At 34.4% G+C, this 15531-nt stretch carries 24 protein-coding genes; 10 read left to right on the top strand and 14 right to left on the bottom strand.

All coding sequences use genetic code 11. From position 1 onward, the window contains the following. Positions 1 to 65 precede the first annotated feature (65 nt). A complete protein-coding gene (locus ACLBXA_RS00580) occupies positions 66 to 737 on the top strand; it encodes an HAD family hydrolase (protein WP_086403255.1) in 672 nt (223 codons plus the stop codon). An 85-nt stretch (positions 738 to 822) separates the two neighbouring features. Here ACLBXA_RS00580 and ACLBXA_RS00575 read toward each other — a convergent pair whose 3' ends face one another. The 3 genes from ACLBXA_RS00575 to ACLBXA_RS00565 form a co-directional block, all read right to left on the bottom strand. Continuing rightward, positions 823 to 1359, bottom strand: a complete 537-nt coding sequence (locus ACLBXA_RS00575) for a DUF3267 domain-containing protein (RefSeq protein ID WP_000361285.1) — start codon at positions 1357 to 1359, stop codon at positions 823 to 825. A 113-nt stretch (positions 1360 to 1472) separates the two neighbouring features. Continuing rightward, a complete protein-coding gene (gene mutTA / locus ACLBXA_RS00570; protein WP_000276385.1) occupies positions 1473 to 1952 on the bottom strand; it encodes an antimutator 8-oxo-(dGTP/GTP)ase in 480 nt (159 codons plus the stop codon). 84 nt (positions 1953 to 2036) lie between these two features. Beyond that, positions 2037 to 2354 carry a hypothetical protein gene (locus ACLBXA_RS00565; protein WP_000448411.1) on the bottom strand — a complete coding sequence of 106 codons (318 nt, stop codon included), beginning with the start codon at positions 2352 to 2354 and terminating at the stop codon, positions 2037 to 2039. A gap of 83 nt (positions 2355 to 2437) precedes the next feature. On the opposite strand from ACLBXA_RS00565, the gene ytzI reads away from it, so the two are divergent. From ytzI to ACLBXA_RS00545, 4 genes are all read left to right on the top strand, one after another. Further along, the gene (ytzI, locus tag ACLBXA_RS00560) at positions 2438 to 2587 is read left to right on the top strand and encodes a YtzI protein (RefSeq protein WP_000472793.1); all 150 of its coding nucleotides are present in this window, start codon (positions 2438 to 2440) and stop codon (positions 2585 to 2587) included. Between the two features lies 1 nt (position 2588). Then, positions 2589 to 2819, top strand: coding sequence for a DUF3953 domain-containing protein (locus tag ACLBXA_RS00555; protein ID WP_144514172.1), 231 nt, complete (start codon positions 2589 to 2591; stop codon positions 2817 to 2819). A gap of 14 nt (positions 2820 to 2833) precedes the next feature. Further along, positions 2834 to 3064, top strand: a complete 231-nt coding sequence (locus tag ACLBXA_RS00550) for a DUF3953 domain-containing protein (RefSeq protein ID WP_000912056.1) — start codon at positions 2834 to 2836, stop codon at positions 3062 to 3064. Between the two features lie 342 nt (positions 3065 to 3406). Beyond that, positions 3407 to 3637: a DUF3953 domain-containing protein gene (locus ACLBXA_RS00545; RefSeq protein WP_000957185.1), complete on the top strand. Its 231-nt coding sequence runs from the start codon at positions 3407 to 3409 to the stop codon at positions 3635 to 3637. Between the two features lie 25 nt (positions 3638 to 3662). On the opposite strand, the gene ACLBXA_RS00540 is transcribed toward ACLBXA_RS00545, so the two are convergent. The 4 genes from ACLBXA_RS00540 to luxS all read right to left on the bottom strand — a co-directional run bounded on the left by ACLBXA_RS00540 (position 3663) and on the right by luxS (position 6142). Then, entirely contained in the window at positions 3663 to 3977 is a 315-nt protein-coding gene (locus tag ACLBXA_RS00540) for a DMT family transporter (RefSeq protein ID WP_000312334.1), read from the bottom strand. A 1-nt stretch (position 3978) separates the two neighbouring features. Then, positions 3979 to 4674, bottom strand: a complete 696-nt coding sequence (locus ACLBXA_RS00535) for a DMT family transporter (protein WP_000145220.1) — start codon at positions 4672 to 4674, stop codon at positions 3979 to 3981. Beyond that, entirely contained in the window at positions 4671 to 5432 is a 762-nt protein-coding gene (locus ACLBXA_RS00530) for a MerR family transcriptional regulator (RefSeq protein WP_086403257.1), read from the bottom strand. Before ACLBXA_RS00530 ends, ACLBXA_RS00535 begins: the two co-directional genes overlap by 4 nt. A 236-nt stretch (positions 5433 to 5668) precedes the next feature. Beyond that, positions 5669 to 6142 carry an S-ribosylhomocysteine lyase LuxS gene (gene luxS / locus ACLBXA_RS00525; RefSeq protein WP_001141371.1) on the bottom strand — a complete coding sequence of 158 codons (474 nt, stop codon included), beginning with the start codon at positions 6140 to 6142 and terminating at the stop codon, positions 5669 to 5671. A gap of 128 nt (positions 6143 to 6270) precedes the next feature. On the opposite strand from luxS, the gene yidD reads away from it, so the two are divergent. Continuing rightward, positions 6271 to 6507 carry a membrane protein insertion efficiency factor YidD gene (yidD, locus tag ACLBXA_RS00520; RefSeq protein ID WP_086390923.1) on the top strand — a complete coding sequence of 79 codons (237 nt, stop codon included), beginning with the start codon at positions 6271 to 6273 and terminating at the stop codon, positions 6505 to 6507. On the opposite strand, the gene ACLBXA_RS00515 is transcribed toward yidD, so the two are convergent. After that, positions 6504 to 7067, bottom strand: coding sequence for a beta-class carbonic anhydrase (locus tag ACLBXA_RS00515; protein ID WP_000838173.1), 564 nt, complete (start codon positions 7065 to 7067; stop codon positions 6504 to 6506). The genes yidD and ACLBXA_RS00515 overlap by 4 nt on opposite strands. A gap of 224 nt (positions 7068 to 7291) precedes the next feature. On the opposite strand from ACLBXA_RS00515, the gene cydA reads away from it, so the two are divergent. Both cydA and cydB read left to right on the top strand, forming a co-directional pair. After that, the gene (cydA, locus tag ACLBXA_RS00510; RefSeq protein ID WP_001286166.1) at positions 7292 to 8641 is read left to right on the top strand and encodes a cytochrome ubiquinol oxidase subunit I; all 1350 of its coding nucleotides are present in this window, start codon (positions 7292 to 7294) and stop codon (positions 8639 to 8641) included. After that, positions 8631 to 9659, top strand: a complete 1029-nt coding sequence (cydB, locus tag ACLBXA_RS00505; RefSeq protein ID WP_000017662.1) for a cytochrome d ubiquinol oxidase subunit II — start codon at positions 8631 to 8633, stop codon at positions 9657 to 9659. Before cydA ends, cydB begins: the two co-directional genes overlap by 11 nt. 166 nt (positions 9660 to 9825) lie before the next feature. Here cydB and ACLBXA_RS00500 read toward each other — a convergent pair whose 3' ends face one another. After that, entirely contained in the window at positions 9826 to 10059 is a 234-nt protein-coding gene (locus ACLBXA_RS00500) for a spore germination protein (protein WP_002005871.1), read from the bottom strand. 677 nt (positions 10060 to 10736) lie between these two features. On the opposite strand from ACLBXA_RS00500, the gene ACLBXA_RS00495 reads away from it, so the two are divergent. After that, the gene (locus tag ACLBXA_RS00495) at positions 10737 to 11771 is read left to right on the top strand and encodes a YdcF family protein (protein ID WP_057187512.1); all 1035 of its coding nucleotides are present in this window, start codon (positions 10737 to 10739) and stop codon (positions 11769 to 11771) included. 73 nt (positions 11772 to 11844) lie between these two features. Here ACLBXA_RS00495 and ACLBXA_RS00490 read toward each other — a convergent pair whose 3' ends face one another. After that, positions 11845 to 12174: a zinc ribbon domain-containing protein gene (locus tag ACLBXA_RS00490; RefSeq protein ID WP_016077177.1), complete on the bottom strand. Its 330-nt coding sequence runs from the start codon at positions 12172 to 12174 to the stop codon at positions 11845 to 11847. A gap of 241 nt (positions 12175 to 12415) precedes the next feature. Between ACLBXA_RS00490 and ACLBXA_RS00485 the strand changes: the two genes are divergently transcribed. Beyond that, complete coding sequence (locus ACLBXA_RS00485; RefSeq protein WP_000411240.1) at positions 12416 to 13288, top strand: YitT family protein; 873 nt, start codon at positions 12416 to 12418, stop codon at positions 13286 to 13288. A 98-nt stretch (positions 13289 to 13386) separates the two neighbouring features. Here the strand turns inward: ACLBXA_RS00485 and ACLBXA_RS00480 are convergent, their stop codons facing one another. The 4 genes from ACLBXA_RS00480 to ACLBXA_RS00465 form a co-directional block, all read right to left on the bottom strand. Next, positions 13387 to 13605 (bottom strand): hypothetical protein, encoded by a 219-nt coding sequence (locus tag ACLBXA_RS00480; RefSeq protein WP_000214757.1) that lies wholly within the window; start codon positions 13603 to 13605, stop codon positions 13387 to 13389. A 98-nt stretch (positions 13606 to 13703) separates the two neighbouring features. Further along, complete coding sequence (locus tag ACLBXA_RS00475) at positions 13704 to 14522, bottom strand: DUF4247 domain-containing protein (RefSeq protein ID WP_000071190.1); 819 nt, start codon at positions 14520 to 14522, stop codon at positions 13704 to 13706. Positions 14523 to 14534: 12 nt separating this feature from the next. Beyond that, positions 14535 to 15041 (bottom strand): DUF4178 domain-containing protein, encoded by a 507-nt coding sequence (locus ACLBXA_RS00470; RefSeq protein ID WP_000051750.1) that lies wholly within the window; start codon positions 15039 to 15041, stop codon positions 14535 to 14537. A 21-nt stretch (positions 15042 to 15062) separates the two neighbouring features. Beyond that, positions 15063 to 15467 (bottom strand): DUF350 domain-containing protein, encoded by a 405-nt coding sequence (locus ACLBXA_RS00465; protein WP_000220087.1) that lies wholly within the window; start codon positions 15465 to 15467, stop codon positions 15063 to 15065. Positions 15468 to 15531: the final 64 nt, after the last annotated feature.

Below are 15531 nucleotides of genomic sequence, written 5' to 3'. Positions count from 1 at the left end.
AATATCATAATCATTTTTTTGTGATTATGCGATAATTAATTATAAAAACTGCAAGGAGGTTTCCCATGATTCGTGCAATCTTATTCGACTTAGATGGCACACTATTAGATCGGCGCCAATCTTTAGAACAATTTATTTGTGACCAATATAATCGCTTCGCCTCACATTTGATGGGCATAGAAAAATCCGAGTATTGTTCTCGATTTCTTGAACTTGATAATAATGGCTATACGTGGAAGGGTAAAGTGTATGCTACTCTCCTTTCCGAATACAACATTACTACTTTAACGCAAGAGCAACTGCTACACGACTATATTACAAACTTCCAACATCATTGTATTTCTTTCAAAAACACGCATGAACTACTTCAACAGTTAAAACAGCGAAACATTAAAATTGGTATTATCACAAATGGTTTTACTGAATTTCAGATGAGCAACCTTCGAGCACTACATATACATACGTATACAAACACCATTCTCGTTTCAGAAACTGAAGGAATTAAAAAACCTCACCCTGAAATTTTCGAACGTGCTTTGCAAAGACTAGATGTTAAGGCAGAAGAATGTCTTTATGTTGGAGATCATCCAGAAAACGATGTGCTTGGTTTTGAACAAGTAGGGATTCTTGGTGTTTGGAAAAAAGATTCATTTTGGGGTGATTTTAAGCATTCACGTATCGTAGATGATTTATTAGAGGTTCTTTCATTTTTAGAGGTAGAGATAAAAATACAATAATAGCAAATAAATTATATCAGCGATTTACCAACAAAAAGTGACCATAATAAGAGGAGGCCGTTGCTCAAAAACGCCTCCTCTTTCTTTATTCATATACTGTAAACTGTGGTTTACTCGGATGATCTTTTACTAGCGCATCATCTGGAAACTTTGAAACTTTTTGATATAAGGCAATGTCACCGATACAACCTGCTGTTAGTAGAATTCCTAAAAATGAGAGTGGCTCCAGATTCATAGCTAATCCCAATACAATTGGCAAAATTCCAGTTGGTAAAAACGGAAGCATTAACACTTTCTTCATTTGCTTTACTGTAACCGCCTGTTTAGAATGAGCATATGCAACACCTAATTTCCAATTAACGCCCCATTTTAGTTCACTCCACGGAATACCTCCGATATAGCGAAATCCTATTAAATGTATCGCTTCATGAATACAGACGAGAACAATCATTGCAATAATAAACAGAAACATCGTTAATAATGTAACTTCAACTTGGACCCCACCTGAAAGAAATATATGCAAATAACCTATTCCAAACGACAAAGCAATTATTATAAAAAATAAAGAAAAGTTTAATTTAACCATCGAAACAGTAACAGTCGTTTCTTTTCTTTTATCCATCTTCCCCCTCCTAAAATGTAAGTATATCTTCGCAAAATTGTATAATATACCCAAAAATAACATAAAGATATATTTACATTTATTATTACATACAAAAAAAGAAACCGGCTACTTTACTTCGTAAAACAGCCGATTTCTTCTATATGTTTCATCGTACGCGCTAATACGTCATCGCGCATTATAAAGCTAAATTTTCTGTTCGTTTTAATGTTGTCAGGAATGTCTTTTAATAAAACAGACCCTTTCGTTTCTTCGTAATGCGTATGTTCTTCTACCGCACTAATTGTTGCAAAATAAATGTTTTTAATGATTATTTTGTCTTTTCCAGATACTTTATATTGTCCTAAGTAAGTTAAATCAGAAACTATGCCGCCAGTTTCTTCATGAACCTCTCGAACTGCCGCTTCTTCCGGTGTTTCCCCTAGTTCTACTTTACCACCTGGAAATTCAAGACCACGACGTAAATGATGTGTTAATAACCATTGATCCCCGTACCGGCATACAACCCAAACATGCTTTGGCTCAGGAGAAAATGGATAACGTTCAAACGATAATTGTACAGTGTTGTGGTAATAATCTTTAAATTTGTACATGCCATTACTCCCCTATTGATGGTTACAAGTTTTTCCTACCACAAATTGTAGCATATTCTCGCTTTTCTGCATAATATTATCCAATTACAATCCATTGATTATTCCCATTTGCGCGACTAATTCTTTCGTCTCATGATTTCCTAAATCGTAAATCATTTTATATGCTTTTTGTAGTTGTTCATCATATCGGTCATTATTTGAATCGTGATGATACTCAACAAATGGAACGTGGGAGCGTACAAATGAACCTAAATCTTCTACATATGCTTGATCGAAGTGCTCTCTTAATTCCGTAATTTCCTCATCATTTGCATAAATTTCAAAATTATACGTATCCGCCGTCTTCACTTGTGAAATTTGACCATTTCCTATTGATATATAATATGTTTTTTTCGTTTCCATGTAACACCCTTCTTTCATCCTTTTATTTTCTATTGTTTTCATCAATTACAAAATTATGTAAAATAAAGAAAAGGAGGGGTTTTATGTTCAAAATATTAATTATCGGTATTATCATCGTCCTAATCATCCTCGTACTCTCCATCATGACAATTAATAAAGGCTATGCTTATAAACATTACGTCGATAAACTAGAAGATAATCCTTATACAAAAAAGAATAAGGAGAATTCCTAATATGCTTCGTATACTCCGCATCACAATCGCATTCACTGTGTTCGTTATGTCGGCAATTGGATTATATACAGGTCAAAATAATTTTCTACCTCTTTCACAATTTCTATTAGGGGCTTTAATGTTTCTCATCGCATTTGAACAAATAAAGAAAAAGGAGGCAGCAACTGGGCTTATTTGTATTATTTCCGGTGCTTTCATTTGGATTGTTCTCATCATTAGCTATATAAAATAAAAGGAGGTACATGCATGCTAAAAGGAGTACGGATTACTTTATCACTTATTGCTTTATGTATAGCAATCTATAGTTTCTTTACTAGTAATAGAGAAATTATGCCTTATATGTTCATCTTTTTAGGGATGATGGCTTTCGTTATTAGTATAGAGGAAATCTTAAAGCAGCAAAAAGGTGGTAGTATACTTGCTCTGTTAGCAGGAGCTGGTGCTTTATTTCTTGGCTTCTCAGAAATATTTCGATAAATAGTCCCTTTAAAGGAGGTATACAATGCTAACTGGATTACGCTATTTTTTCATGCTTCTCACACTCTCTCTTTGCACTTATTCTCTTGCTACCGACAACTTCACACTTCTCCCATACATGCAATTTGCTCTCAGTTGTTTCTTTATTCTTCTAGGAATTAATGAACTGAAATCCGGAAGAAAATCAATGGGTATCTCGCATTTTTTCGTTTCTAGTCTTATGCTCTTCATTGTAATATCGAACTACTTTCACTAAAGATAACATGTAATTTCCAATCACCTACTGACCATTACCTCTCACTAATTTGGATTTTTTAAACAGTTAATAAATTGGAGGATACTATGCTAACAAACCTTCGAATCTTACTATCTGCTATTGCTTTTATTCTTGCTTTTTTTAGTCTTTTTACACGAATTTCTATTCTTTTCTCTTATGTATTTATCCTTTTAAGCATCACATTTATTCTTTCGGGAGTTGCTGAAATACAACAAAAGCAAAAATCGAAAGCTATCTTTTGTTTTATAGTTGGGATAATCACTTTCTTCGTTGGGATTTCTGACATACTTCCATAAAAAAGAAGAGCTTGTGTGCTCTTCTTTAACTCACTACTTTCAATCCAATAATCGTCCCCATAATCCCAACAATACAAATAATCCGAAAAGCGTTTTTAGGTTCTTGAAAAAATAAAATACCGACAACTGCTGCCCCGAGCGTTCCGATTCCAGTCCAAACTGCATATGCGATCGATAACTGAATTTCTTGAAGCGCCATCGTTAAAAATTGAAAACTAATAATAAAACCACCTATTAAAATAATATTATTCGTCCAACTATTATTTTTTGCTACTTTCTTTATCCCAATTACACCGACAATTTCAAAGAGCCCAGCTATAATTAAATAGATCCATGCCACTTTATTTCACCTCTTCCTTATTCCCACTAAATTTCAATCCGATAATAAATAGTGCCAATAAGCAAACGAGGAAAATTTTGATGAGCGAAAATGGTTCTTTGAAATATAAAATATCTACCAATATCGTTCCAACTGTACCAATTCCAGTAAATACTGCATATGCCGTACCAATTGGAATTTTTTTAGTTGCTTCAATTAGTAGTTGAAAGCTCACTAAAATTGCAATGAGTGTCAAAATACTCATTGAATTTGTTTTTAATCCTGTCGCCCAATATATTTCAATTAAGCCCCCAAATACTAAATACATCCACGCCCTATTTATGCTAATCTCCTTTTTCTTTTTCACTTCTTCTTTTATCTCTTCTCTTGTTTCTTGTTTCGAAGAATTACGCTTCTTTTTCGGAAAAAGAATGTAAGACATCGCCCATATAAAATGAATAATAAGCACTGATGTCCAGACACTTGTAATCGTATTAATCGTTTCATTTTTATAAAATCCAATTTGTTTATTTAAAATCCACTCTTTCATATGAAGGAAATAGGAACCGCTTGGCAACTCTTGAGCTGGTACAAGCCCTACTATAAAAATAAATAGAATCTGTGCAAAAATGAAAATCCCCAGATGCTTATAAAAATATTGCCTCTCCATCCGCGCATGCTTAATTCCATATAGCTTCTCTTTTCCCGCGCCAGTCATTTACCCTCCTCCTTTTTTAAATAACAATCTATCATCTTTTCTATATAATTCATCGTTTCTAAATCAATTCCGTATACTCTTGCAATCTCTCCCTCTTCAGGTTTAATTAAATCCCAATACTTATTTATTAATTGTTCATCTTCATGAAATACGTGCATTGAAAAAGCCACTACCCTTTCCGCTAACATTTGAATTTCCGGTGAATCTACTGGTTCATTTATACGCTGACGAATTTCTCTTAATACTTGTAACCATTCTTTTGTTCTTTCATCGTTTTCTTCAAGTGTTGGTAAATCCTCTATAACCTTCTGTTCTTCCTCCGTAAAATATTTTTGTCGGAAATTTTCTCTCTGCTCAATTCCCTGTACTGATTTTATGAATAACATTAAATCTTCTGTTTTAAGCTCTCCTGTTAATTCAATGGAATGAAATGCTGTATATAATAGTTTTTCTAAGTCCTTTAATCTTTTTACTTCCGCTTGTATTGTTTGAATTTCATTTTGAATTGCACTTTTCCATCTTTCTTCTGAATTCCCCTTTTCCTCTTTTAACACTTTTTTTATTTCCGAAAGCTTAAAACCAAGCTTTTTAAACGTTGTTATTTGTTGCAATGTAATTACATCATCTTTTGAATAGTAACGATATCCTGACTCAGCAACGTACGACGGTTTTAATAATCCAATTTCCTCATAATATCTAAGTGTTCTCGTCGTTACATTCGTTTCTTTTGAAATTTCACCAATGCTATACTTATCCATCGTTTCCTCCTCACGCCTTATTTATCTTCACTATAAACTTTGACGTATACGTTAAAGTCAATACTCCATTCACACAAAAAACTCCTGTTTTTCAAACAGGAGCTCTCATTAATATATTCACCTACTGCCTTTCATTTCTTAAAAATGCTCATAAGTGAAACTCATCGTTTTTCTATAAAACCTGTACTTTTCTCTTTTACAAATAAAAAAACTGCCCTTTAACAGGCAGTTTTTCTTTATCCAAACACTTTCTCAAGTTCATCTTTATCTTGGCTTAGCCAGAAGTTCATTAAGCGTTGTGCTCCTTCTAAGTCATGAAGCTTCGCTTGACCACATTGCGTTTCATTTGCAGCCGGAATTTCTGTAATTTGAACCGCATCTTTTAATGTTAGTTCTAATAAATCAATGATTTCTCGAACTGTCGGTGTTCCGCTCACTACAAGATAATATCCTGTTTGGCAGCCCATCGGTGAAATATCGATAATATCAAAATGCGGATAACGATCAATATATTTACGTAAATTAAATGCTAATAAATGCTCTAACGTATGAATAACATCTGGTTTCATTGCTTGTTTATTCGGTTGGCAGAAACGAATATCAAATTTATTTACAATACCGTCACTACCTACATTGTGAACTCCGCAATGTCTTACATAAGGTGCCTTTACAATCGTATGATCTAATTCAAAGCTTTCTACTGATGGCATACAACATCTCTCCCGCTTTTAATTTAATTCCGTTATATCCAATATGATATAACGGAAATGCACATTAGTAAAGTATTATGTACAGTCGTGCTATAATACTTTAAGAGTATGCTGAAAAGGAGACCATTATGAAACAGATTTTTATTGGGATTATACGCTTTTATCAAAAGTTCATTTCTCCGATGACACCACCAACATGCCGCTTTTATCCAACTTGTTCTCATTACGGATTAGAGGCGTTTCAAAAACATGGTGCACTCAAAGGTTTTTGGCTTACTTGTAAGCGTATATTAAAATGTCACCCTTTCCACCCGGGAGGATTTGATCCTGTCCCAGAAAAAAAGGATGACAAAGTAAATTCTTAATTGTCGTAACCATTCACAACTAAATCTAATTTTCCTGTATCAGGATCTATAACAAGACCGTGAACAGGTACTTCTTCTGGAAGTAATGGATGGTTGCGAAGTATTGATACACTATGTTCTACACTTTCTTCTACACTAGAGAACCCTTGTAGGAATCTTTCTAAATCGATTCCAGAATAACGGAGTGTATCTAATTTCTCATTTGTTATACCGCGCTCTTTCATCTTCTCAATTGTACTGCTTGCCTGAATTTTTGCCATACCGCAATCGTGGTGACCAACTACACAAACTTCATCAGCACCAAGTTCATATACAGCAACTAAAATACTACGCATAATACTTCCGAATGGATGTGAGATAACAGCTCCTGCTACTTTAATAATTTTCACATCACCGTTACGCATATTCATTGCTTTTGGTAATAATTCAACAAGACGAGTATCCATACAAGAGATAATTACCATTTTTTTATTCGGGAATTTTCCCGTTTCATACTCTTCGTATCTTTTCTCTTCAACAAATTTTTCATTGTATTGTAAAATCTCTTCTAATGACTTCATAGTAAAAAACCCTCTTTTCTCTCATTTACATTACTTATATAGTGTACCAAAATATGAAAAACTCAAAAAGGATATCGCTTTATAGTAAAAATAGGATATTTTCAGATAATCGACATAATTCTTTCAAAATATACACACACCTTTGTAACAAGTCACCTCTATTTCAAACGTATTTTCACTATAAACTGATTGTAGATAATGTAAAAAAGGAGTGAATATTCATTATGTCCGACGTTCTGTTACTGAGTCGTTTTCAATTTGCAATTACTATTTTTTATCACTTTTTATTTGTACCTTTGACAATCGGACTTGTCATTTTAGTAGCATGTATGGAAACTCAATACGCCCGCACATTGAATCCAACATACCGTAAAATGGCAAATTTCTGGGGTAAATTATTTACAATTAACTTCGTAATGGGGATTATAACCGGGATTACGATGGAATTCCAATTTGGAACAAACTGGTCTGAGTACTCCAAATATATGGGAGATATTTTCGGATCACCTCTCGCAATTGAAGCACTTGTTGCCTTCTTCTTAGAATCTACTTTCATGGGAATATGGTTATTCGGTAAAGACAAAATTTCACCAAAGTTCCGTGCCTTCTGTATGTGGATGGTTGCACTTGGAACAAATATTTCCGCACTTTGGATTATTACAGCAAACGGCTTTATGCAAAACCCTGTTGGCTACGTAGTACGTAACGGCCGCGCTGAATTAAATGACTTCTGGGCACTCGTTACAAATCCATATGCTTGGAATATGTTCTTCCATACTGTCATTGGTTGTTATATCGTAGGTGCTTTCTTCGTTATGGCAATTAGTGCCTATCACTTATTACGTAAAAACGAAGTGGAATTCTTCAAAAAATCATTTAAGTTTGGTTTAATGCTAGGTTTATTCGCCGCAACAATTACACCGTTTATGGGACATCAATCTGGTGTATCAGCAGCTAAATATCAACCAGCAAAAGGAGCTGCGATGGAAGCAGTTTGGGAAACTGGAAAAGGACAAGGCTTCTCAATTGTTCAAATTCCTGATGTAAAAAATGAGAAGAACTTTGAATTCCTTACGATTCCAAAACTCGGAAGCTTCTTCTATACAAACTCATTTGATGGCGAAATTGTTGGTTTAAAAGATATTCCGAAAGATGAACGTCCAAATGTTAACCTCGTGTATTATAGCTTCCGCTTAATGGTTGCACTTGGTATGTTCTTTATGGCATTAACTTGGTACGGCTTCTATTTAAACCGAAAAGGAAAACTAGAAAACTCAAAACGTTATTTAAAAATTACAATATGGTCTGTCTTACTTCCTTATATCGCGATTAACGCAGGATGGATTGTCGCTGAAGTAGGTCGTCAACCATGGACAGTATATAAACTAATGCGTACAGCAGAATCTGTATCGCCTATATCAGTTCCACAAATTTGGTTCTCATTAATTAGTTTAATTTTGTTCTACACTTTACTTTTAATTGCAGACGTATACTTAATGCTGAAGTTCGCGAAAAAAGGACCTGCAGCATTAGAAGAACCTGCTACTGAGGGAGGTGTGGCTCATGTCTCATGATATGCTTGCAATCATCTGGTTTGGTTTATGGGGCGTGATTTGGACAGTTTACTTCATTCTTGATGGGTATGCACTTGGTAACGGAATGATTTTCCCTTTCGTTACGAAAGATCGACAAGAACGAAATCAATTACAAGAAGCAATTGGTCCATTCTGGGGCGGTAATGAAGTATGGTTAATTACAGCTGGTGGCGCAACATTTGCTGCCTTCCCAGTCACATATGCAAATATGTTTAGTTATCTCTATACACCGTTATTCTTAGTATTACTTGCACTATTTGCTCGTGCCGCTGGGCTGGAATTCATGCATAAAGATGATTCACCGATTTGGCAAAAAACTTGTAAATGGGCATTTGCAATTGGGAGTTTTTTAATTGCTTTCCTATTCGGTGTTACGTTCGCTAATCTTTATTACGGACTACAAATCGGAAAAAATGGTTATGAAGGAAATTTACTTAGCTTATTAAACCATTACGGTATTTTAGGAGGATTGTTCTTCACTGCTATATTTGTCGTATCCGGTGCCCTTTGGGTCATGATTAAAACGACTGGTGAAGTATCCGACCGTGCTTATAAAATCGCGAGACCGTTTTCAATGGCAGCAGCTATTATTTTAGCTATCTTCTATGTAGCAACTGCTAATCGGACAAACTTGTTCCAAAACTTTACGGAATATCCGGTACTATTCATTCTTCCAGTACTTGCAATGTTAATGAGTGTACTCGCACTTATTATGGTGTACAAACATAAAATTGGCCTTGCATTCACATTCGTTTGCCTAACAATCGCAATGTTTATGACAACTGGCTTTGCAGGTATGTTCCCAAGAATGTTACCATCTCGTATTAACGATGCATACAGTACAACGTTATACAACGCAGCTGGTAGTCAATTAAACTTAAAGATTATGTTCTTCGTTGCAATGGTCATGGTACCAATCGTTATTGGATATCAGCTTTGGAGCTACAGTATCTTTAAAAATAAAATTCATAAAGACTCTGCTAAAGGGTATCACTAAAATAAAAAAAGACACTTCGGTTGAAGTGTCTTTTTTATACGTATGATTTTTAATAAGATGTTATATTTCTAATCTAACAACTATAATACAGAAGAATCATTAACAGCTCACAGCTAGATTGTATCATAGGGCAACTTCATCATTTTATGCAATTTTACATATTGTGCTATAAAGTAAACTGTATCCCCTGATCATTCACATCATTATCCCATACATCAGCTGTACTAATTCCGCTAAACGTTTGTACTTTCATTCCTGTATTTGATGATCCCGATCCATTGTAAGCTTTCGTCTTTTCAATCGGCTGTACGTTATATTTATCACCTACATTAATTGTTCCATTGCAGTTTTCAATAATAACACCTTCCACAACTGCTGGCATTTTGTCACCCACTTTCATTTCTTTACTTTTATTTTATGAAAATCGCCTAGAAAAATAGCATGTTTTAATAAGAAAAAGCACTCAAATTGAGTGCTTTTTCCTTAAGCATAAAGACAAGTTTGGAGACAGTTGACTTCTTCAAAATTTTATTAGGGGTAATATTTTGAAAAAGAAAGCCTTTCATATGTAGGTTAACACCACTGGAATATATAGTAAATTGATAATATTTATACGGAAGATTGCTAATGTTTAGTATAGATAGTTTACACTATGCTAACAGTGAAAACTATCTATACTAATAAAAAAAAAGTGCCTTCAAAGAAGCCACCTTTCAAAAACAGACACTATAAAACAGAATTATTTATTGTTATACGATTGTTAGATACAAAAAGTAGAGGGAAATGTTTGTATTAAATTCTGCTTTATAAAGTCTGTCTACAACTTATATTGTAATCCTCTTCATTTGAAAAAAAATATAATATGCACAATTACATACAAAAAGAAAAAGCACTCTACTGAGTGCCTCTTCAACCATTTTACTTTTAATATATCGCTTTGAATATATTGTAACATATGTATCCATATATTTTATTAAGAAAATTCAAAATCCTTTTTCTTTCATTTTTACTTATATAATCATGTAATATAAAAGGTATGTCAAATTCTTATACAAGTTGAGGTGTACTATATTTATGCTGTATTTTGGAATTATTCCTCTTATATTGTTTATTATTTTTCTTATCTCGTATTTAAAAGATCCGCGGAAAATAATAAACGGCTTTTTATTTAATGCCTTTATCTGTTCATTTCTATTATTTTGCGCTATAGCCTCATTTGAGTCTGGTAATAACGATTTACATTTTATCGTTATCATCCCCATGTTAGCACTACTTGTAATGATTCCTTTTGCTATAGTCGCTTTAATGTTCGGACTCTTTCTTAATGCAAAAATTTTAATGCAACGTGAAGGAAGACGCTTCACAAACTCTTTAACTTTAATTGCTGCTTTAGGGATTTTATTCTTTATAATGCTCCCTATCATAAATCCAGCAAATTTATTCTCAGAGCATTTTCAATTTATCTTTGCTGCTATCTCTCTTATAACTATGTATTTCTTTGTGCATTTATCTAACTTCTTAAGCGCATATTTTTTATATCAATTCAACAGACCAAGACGTAATCAAGATTTCATCATCGTTCTCGGTAGCGGCTTAATTAATGATAAAGTACCACCTTTACTTGCAAGTCGTATTAATAAAGCTATCGACTTTTATTGGAAACAAGCAGCTGTGAATACACCACCAACAATTATTTTTTCTGGTGGTCAAGGTCCAGATGAAGGCCTTCCAGAAGCGGAAGCGATGCAAAATTATGCTGTTGAAAAAGGAATTCCTCTTGAACATACAGTGCAAGAAAATCGCTCTGTAAACACATATCAAAATATGTTGTTCTCTAAAGAAATTATGGATTCTTTAAAAACAGAAGGTAAGTATAGAAGTATTTTTACAACGAATAATTTCCATCTTTTCCGCGCTGGTATATATGCAAGACAAGCTGGCCTTAATAGCCAAGGAATCGGATCAAAAACTGCATTTTATTACTGGCCTAACGCAATGATTCGTGAATATGTCGCAATTGTTGTTATGGGACGTAAGCGCCATATGAAAATATGTGGAACTATTTTAGGCTTCGCTTTATTCCTAACAGTAATTAGTTTTATTGTTTCTTAATAGCTATCAAATAAAAATTCCTCTGAATGCTTTATGCACAGGGGACTTTTTTATACCTTTTTGTTCATCAAATTTAAATAAATAACGTAACAGCATACAACACATTAATTATTCCAGAAATCACTCCAACAATAGCAAATGTTTTACTCGTACCCGTCACTTTTTTGTTTAAACCCAATATAGAAAATACGATAGCTACACTACCAATAAGCCCCCATAAGTTTATAAACCAAGATATTAATCCAGTGATGAAACCGACTAAAGAAAAAATTTCTATACTACTATTAGAACTGCTATTCGAAAAACTTCCCCCTACCGTTTTATAGCTAAGACTCTCCCCGCACTGCCCGCAAAACTTGTTGCCCTCGTTCGTTTCATTTCCACATTTCGTACAGTATCCCACATAACCCCCTCCCTAAGGTTAGTGCCCCAAATGTATATATCCATACTATTCATTCTACTTTTTCATATTAAAATTATGACCACTCTCTAATCTTCTACAGTTGTATTTAAAATAATAATATGGTCATAATATTCCCTGCATACATCCATTAAAGGAGAATTTTTTCAAATTAAATGTTAAAATAAAATTTAGGTGTGAATTATGTAACAAACAAGAAACTAGTTTGAAACGAGGAAATTATATGGAGAAAATTATCAAAAACAAGCCCAATAAGCTAAAAATTGCTTCGAAAGCTTTGATGATTATTATTGGGGCATTTATCACAGCGTACGGATTAGAAGCAGTATTAATTCCAAATAACGTATCAGACGGTGGTGTGACTGGTTTAAGTATCGTTAGTTCAAGATTATTTGGATTGCCATTAGGAGCTCTAATCGCAGTTATTAACATTCCTTTCGTTTGGTTAGGATATAAGCAAATCGGTAAAAGCTTTGCAATTTATTCTATTATTGGAATCGCTTCATTAGCAATAGGTACCGTTGTCATGCACGGAATACCAGCTATTATCGAAGGCGATACATTATTAGTTACAGTTGTTGGTGGTATTATTATCGGTTTTGGTATGGGACTAGCATTACGTAACGGTGGGGCATTAGATGGAATCGATATGCTAGCTGTATTGCTTTCTCGTAAGTTACCATTTGGAACGAGTGACCTTATTTTATTCTTAAACATGTTCGTATTTATTTTCGTATCAACGGTATTCGGCCTTCAAGGAGCTATCCTTTCGGCAATTGCTTACTTTATCGCTTCGAAAGTGATTCATATCGTTGAAGTTGGTTTAAGTGGTTCAAAAGCATTTAAAATTATCACAAAAGAGCCTGAATTAATGGTAGAAACAATTCGCGATCGTTTAGGCCGAAGTGCAACATATAACGAAGTATACGGTGGTTATTCAAGAGAGAAATTCAAAGAAATTTCTTGTGTAATTAACCGTTTAGAAGAAAGTAAAATGAAAGAACTTATTAATGAAATCGATCCACACGCCTTTATTACAGTTTATGACGTAGCAGAAGTAAAAGGCGGTAATTTCAAGAAACGTGATATTCATTAATCATTATGAAAAAGAGGGTGGGCCAACAATTTGGCACACCCTCTTCTTATTATTAAATTGCTATAGTTGTCAGTTTTTTTCAGTACGTAGATATATTTTTACTCGCCCCACCGACTCCCACGTTTAATCCACGCTACATACTTTTGAAAAGCCGTCACTTCATGTTGAAAACGCAGCGGGATATACAAAAATAAAGTGCATGTACACAGTATCCATAGAATACCTACTACAAAATGAAATTTCATTGTCGTGCTAATAAACAAGCTGAGGAATAATACAAGGAACATAATTACACTAAATCTTTTATACGTAGTCATACTATCCCCTCCTTATACTTCAATTGTACCAGTTATAAGGAATTAATTCCCATAACAAAAAAAGACCAAAAAGTAATTTACACTTTTCGGTCTCTACACTATCTTCTCTTCGTAATCTTTCCTGAACCACCGACCCTCGTTTTCGGGGGAGATGTATTCCTTGGCGGAGTTTTAATAGATGATTTCGGCTTCACATCTGATCCGCTTGAACCGCCTGGTGTTTTTGTAATTTTACCCTTGCTTCCAGTAGAGGGTGGGGGCGTCGTATTACTTCCTTTTTCAGTAATACTTCCCTTATCACCTACTGATGGTTTCGAATCTACATTATCGCCTCGCTTAATAATAGACCCTTTCCCTTCCTTCGTAATTGGAGGTGGGGTTTTCTTTTCTTCTTTCGTAGGTGGTCTCTCTGGAATGACTGGTTTATGATTTTGTCTGTCGTTATATCCTCGATAATCACCGTATGATGATTTTCGTGAACCAAATATATCGTTTAATATGCTACCCATAATATATCCTTGCAAGAAGGACGGTTGATAATTTTGACGGACAAATTCTTTATTACTTATTTCAATTAACGTATCCGATGGTTTCTCTTTATCCTTTTGCAAGTTATAAATCTTGTCAGAATAAACGAGGAACATTTGATTTTCGTCTTCTTTAGATGCTTGCTTCGGTTCTCTTTCGTTAATGAGTTCCTTCGCTACTTCAGGAACTGACCGATTGGCGGCCCTATACACGTAAGATTCTTGTTTACCTTCCTTGGCGACAGACTCAAGTGGATAACGGTCTTGAATCGACTTTGTCTGCCCGCCTTGACAACCTGATAAGGCATAACCAGCAACAACAAGTAATATAACGATAGCAAGTATAGGGATCACAAACGATTTAATCATGGTAAACAATCGGTTTGACATGATTACGCCCCCTTACGTTGCTCTTATAATTTGTACATCAGCAGGAATGATTGCTTCTCCCTCATACATCATTGTGCGACCATTTTGCCATTCAATACGCAATAATTTTCGATTATCTGATTGGAATTCCCATACGTACTGTTCCTCTGAAGCTGAGAATGGTGTTTTCCCCATCACAACAACACGTCCGTTATATTGTTCTTCCATATGGTACTCAGTATCATCCATTTCAATTGTCGTCGGAATTTCATCAATTGAATCTAAGCGACCATCAATTGGAGTATATAATTTGTAATACGTATTTTCACGATCTTCAATTTTTAAATAACGAATATCTTTTCCATCTTGCAGTGTTAAAACAATTTCTTTACGAGAATGCATACTCGTTTTCCCAGTCAATTCGTACATAACTAATGAAACTTCAATCATATCGCCAGGAGCTAACGTTAAAAGACTCTTTTCCGGCTTCGGTGGCTCTGGGCTTTTCATTATATTTTTAATTCGTTTAAATAAACTCATGATCTACCCCTCCTTTTCTCTTTATAAACAAGCACCTAAAATTAGTGCACCAACAATATGTAATGATCCAGCTAACATCGCATGTGCAACGCTACCTTCTTTCGTACCTTCTTCTAAATCTAAGCCAGACATTTTCTTTAACACAAATTCGATAAACATTTCTACAACTAATAAAATAACGAAAGAAACTGCTGAAGCAAGAAGCGCCTGCCATAAGTCATTTGCTTTCGTGATTGATTGAGATAAAATGTACCCTTGTGCAAATAATTTCATAATAAAACGAGTTGTTACAGCTGTATTTCCATTTTTGATTTCTTTTAAATCATTGTATTTTGTAAAAATTGAATCAACCCACATAATTGCAAATAAAAGTACTGCACTCGCTCCAGTCCATACAAGCATGGCAACTACATTCATCCATGTCATTGCAAAACCTCCTCAAAAATATAATAGAAAACCGACATGAATTTGTTTAGACATGTCGGTTCAT

This window comes from Bacillus sp. D48C (assembly GCF_053345735.1).
This window is presented reverse-complemented; position numbering and strand designations above follow the sequence as displayed.